This window comes from Candidatus Villigracilis sp. (assembly GCF_057083605.1).
In genome coordinates, this window is sequence record NZ_JBXMTI010000090.1 from 1 (window position 1) to 3,327 (window position 3,327).

A 3,327-nucleotide genomic window follows, 5' to 3' on the forward strand; every position below is an offset into this window, starting at 1 on the left:
GGCGGCTGCAAAGGTGTGCTGCCTCGAGATTCTTACCTCTTGGTCGTTGCAGAGTCGAGTAGAAAGGAGTTCGTAAAGTGATGAGATTTCAAAGCGAGCAAGGTGACATAGCGCGCAAGTTCTTGCAGTCGCACAGCCTCATGTCCCTCTCCTACGTCGGTCCTGACCAAAAACCTCACTCTGCGGTTGTCGAGTACGTCCTGACAGATGCCGGAGAGATTCTTTTTAGCACGTTCAAAGACAAACGAAAGTACGAGTGGCTGCGACAGAATCCAGCCGTGTCAATCGTAGTTGGCTGGACATTCGACGAAAATATCACCGTCCAATACGAAGGGCAGGCCGAGGAGCTTCACGGGACCGCTCTTTTGCGGCTCGCAAAGTATTACTTCCATATCCTTCCCGATGCAAAGAGGTTTGCTGAAGCCTTCGCTCATCTTGGACAGCTGGCCTTTTTTAAGATCTCGCCGCGCTGGGTTCGCTATTCCGACTCCAACCCTACTCCCTGGACGATTATCGAATACGAATGACATGCGATCCCCGTATTTGTTTCTTCCGGGGGACACCGCCTAACAAAGCGGTACCTCTGGGATGTCTAGAATTTACTAACCACACTGCCATGGCCGATAAACCGACTGACATGGAGTCCGAAATCGCCGCACTGGGAGGAAAACTGCCCAAGGCGCGGGAGGTCAAGGCAGGGGATGATGTCCGTGTTGCTGACCCCGCCAAGCGCAGCGGGGCAGGCGGGGAGGGCGAGGATTATCTCAAGCGGTTCTTGAGTTCCAAGAGATGTTCATGAATATCGGGATTGAAATCAAATTGGCGGGCGTGTGGCAGAGCGTCGCCAACCATGCGCTCGAATTCATCCATATTTACATGATTGCTTTGAACAAGAAAAACCAGATCGTCGAAATCGGTATCCAGACCGCGATCCAGTTTACTTAATGCAATACTGTACGGGTCAGCGACAAAGACTTCCAGATTCCCGAATTGTCCGATACGAATGATGCGCTCTTCATTCCCCTCTGGCAACGGGATAAATCGTTCCAGCGGCACTGGCTCGACATGAATTTTCAGTTCTCGCGCGATCTGCATGATGGTCTTGTGCAAAGGGCTTGGGTGAACATCGTCGCCAATGAAGTCGATGTCAATCGTCAGGCGCGGACTGCCGAGTAAAGCCAGCGCGCCTCCTCCAACCAAAACCAGTCGGGAGCCAGGCGGAACGTGCGCTCCTATGCTTTGCAGGAGGGAAATGATTTCAGCATTGTCCATGATTTACCCCTTTTGGTATTCCAGCCCCTTGCGCCAAACCTGTTCCGCGTGTTGGTACGTTGCAAGCCAGTTGACGTACGAACCGCTCAATTCCTTGTGACGTTTTGCCAGCGCACGTAGGTTTTCATCAGGATCGTCAACGGGAGTCAGGCTCAAATCCTTTGAGAAATGGTCGGGCAGGGATGTGCCCTGTGGGTGGTGTTTTTTGGTCAACCAGACAGCGGCGCTGTAATAGCATTGCAGGGTTAACCTTGCCGGCGGGTCCAGCTTCTTTGCAACCTCACGAACATGAGATGTGTATTCAGGATGTTCAAGAAAGAGCGGAATCAGTGATAACCTCAGGCGCGCCTCGTCACTTTGCGCCAATCCGGCAATCAGGCGGGCAGGTTGTTTGTGCAGAGATGCGTCTGCCCCCCCGCCGCCCATGAGAAAGTTCACCCCCAGTGCATGCAAGGCGTTCATAAGTTGGTCACCTGTATTTGTGGAGGCCTGTCTCATGAATGAATTATATCAGTGTAATGTGCTGTCCCTGCAGCGAGCGAGTCGGCGGTCTGCGTGGTCCAAGGCGCGGCGGGTCAAGCAATGACATTGATACGCCATGACGGGGGGGATGAAAGAGTTGTATAATTTGCCCATGTCCATGACCGCGTTAGACCTCTCCCCTGAAGCACTCAAGAAATACCACCCACTGGATGCCATCAAAAAACGCAGGGCGAAGTTCAACGCGGAAATTGCCAGCCGCCGTCAGCGTGCCATGTCGATTGCCCGCAAAGCCGCCAAACTGCTCAAAACCAACTTCGGAGCGAAGGAAATCATCCTGTTTGGGTCGCTCGCGCGGCGTAGAAGCTTCTCGCTCCACTCGGATATTGACCTGGCTGTGCGCGGCATCGCCCCTGAAAAATTCTATGTTGCCTCCGCTGCCATCGAACGCGTGGAAACAAATTTCCAAATTGATTTGGTGGAACTTGAGACGTGCCCGCCAACCGTGCTCAAAAACATTGAAAAAGACGGCAAACCGTTGTGACTGAAGAAATCATTAAAGAACTTATCGAGCGCATCCATCTGGAATTGAAGGAAATTTCCCGAGTCTTGGCGCGTATGAACGAGGGCTGGAAACGCGCCCGTCACTCGCACGACGATTATTATCTGGATGGCGTGGCACTGAACCTGCATGGTTTTTACATGGGTATCGAGCGCATTCTGGCGCATATCGCTGAAACCATTGACGGCAATATGCCTCACAGCGATAACTGGCACATCCTTTTATTGCAACAAATGACGGTCGAAATCCCGCGAGTTCGCCCAGCCGTAATCTCCATCGAGACAGGGAAAAAGCTGGATGAATATCGAAAATTTCGACACATTGTCCGCACTGTTTACATGTACAATTTCGATCCGGTCAAACTTGGAAAACTGGTCAACTCTGCTCCCGAACTTTTCGCGCAAACAGAAACAGAACTGCTTGCCTTTGCCTCATTTCTTGAGCAATAGCACCATGTAATGGAGGGTGTGAAATAAAATGGCAGTCGGCAAACCCGAACGAACAACGCAGAACCGCGTCATCACTCTCTTCCGTGAAGAATTAGGCTATCGCTACCTCGGCGAGTGGACCGATCGCGCCGGCAACAGCAACATCGAAGAGATTCTGCTCAACGATCATCTGCAAAAGAACGGCTACTCGGCAGCCCAGATCAACCGCGCCATCGACCTCCTGCGACGTGAGGCAGACAATCATAACCGCACGCTCTACAGCAACAACAAGGAAGTTTATAAACTTTTACGTTACGGCGTGCCGGTCAAGACCGAAGCGGGCAAGGTCACCGAGACGGTCCACCTGATCAACTGGCAAGATCCGCACAAGAACGATTTCGCCATTGCTGAAGAGGTCACACTCAAAGGGAATCACGAGCGCCGTCCAGATATTGTCCTATACATCAATGGCATCGCGGTCGGCGTACTGGAACTCAAGAAGAGCGCCGTAAGCATCGGCGAAGGTATCCGCCAGAACCTGTCCAACCAACAGCCCGAGTTCAATCAGTGGTTCTTCAGCACGAT

General features: G+C 52.3%; 6 protein-coding genes. 4 read left to right on the forward strand and 2 right to left on the reverse strand.

Going from position 1 to position 3,327, the window contains the following annotated elements; genetic code table 11:
• Positions 1 to 80: 80 nt before the first annotated feature.
• On the forward strand, positions 81 to 527 hold the full coding sequence (locus AC14M5_RS13360; RefSeq protein WP_484030175.1) for a pyridoxamine 5'-phosphate oxidase family protein: 447 nt from the start codon (positions 81 to 83) through the stop codon (positions 525 to 527).
• Between the two features lie 232 nt (positions 528 to 759).
• Here the strand turns inward: AC14M5_RS13360 and AC14M5_RS13365 are convergent, their stop codons facing one another.
• Together AC14M5_RS13365 and AC14M5_RS13370 are read right to left on the reverse strand one after the other, a co-directional pair.
• Positions 760 to 1,272, reverse strand: coding sequence for a nucleotidyl transferase AbiEii/AbiGii toxin family protein (locus AC14M5_RS13365; protein WP_484030170.1), 513 nt, complete (start codon positions 1,270 to 1,272; stop codon positions 760 to 762).
• A 3-nt stretch (positions 1,273 to 1,275) separates the two neighbouring features.
• On the reverse strand, positions 1,276 to 1,734 hold the full coding sequence (locus tag AC14M5_RS13370) for a hypothetical protein (RefSeq protein WP_484030171.1): 459 nt from the start codon (positions 1,732 to 1,734) through the stop codon (positions 1,276 to 1,278).
• A 148-nt stretch (positions 1,735 to 1,882) separates the two neighbouring features.
• Between AC14M5_RS13370 and AC14M5_RS13375 the strand changes: the two genes are divergently transcribed.
• From AC14M5_RS13375 to AC14M5_RS13385, 3 genes are all read left to right on the forward strand, one after another.
• A complete protein-coding gene (locus tag AC14M5_RS13375) occupies positions 1,883 to 2,296 on the forward strand; it encodes a nucleotidyltransferase family protein (protein WP_484030172.1) in 414 nt (137 codons plus the stop codon).
• On the forward strand, positions 2,293 to 2,763 hold the full coding sequence (locus AC14M5_RS13380) for a ribonuclease toxin HepT-like protein (RefSeq protein ID WP_484030173.1): 471 nt from the start codon (positions 2,293 to 2,295) through the stop codon (positions 2,761 to 2,763). Before AC14M5_RS13375 ends, AC14M5_RS13380 begins: the two co-directional genes overlap by 4 nt.
• 28 nt (positions 2,764 to 2,791) lie before the next feature.
• Positions 2,792 to 3,327 (forward strand): type I restriction endonuclease (locus AC14M5_RS13385; protein WP_484030174.1); only part of this gene is annotated, 536 nt, incomplete at its 3' end.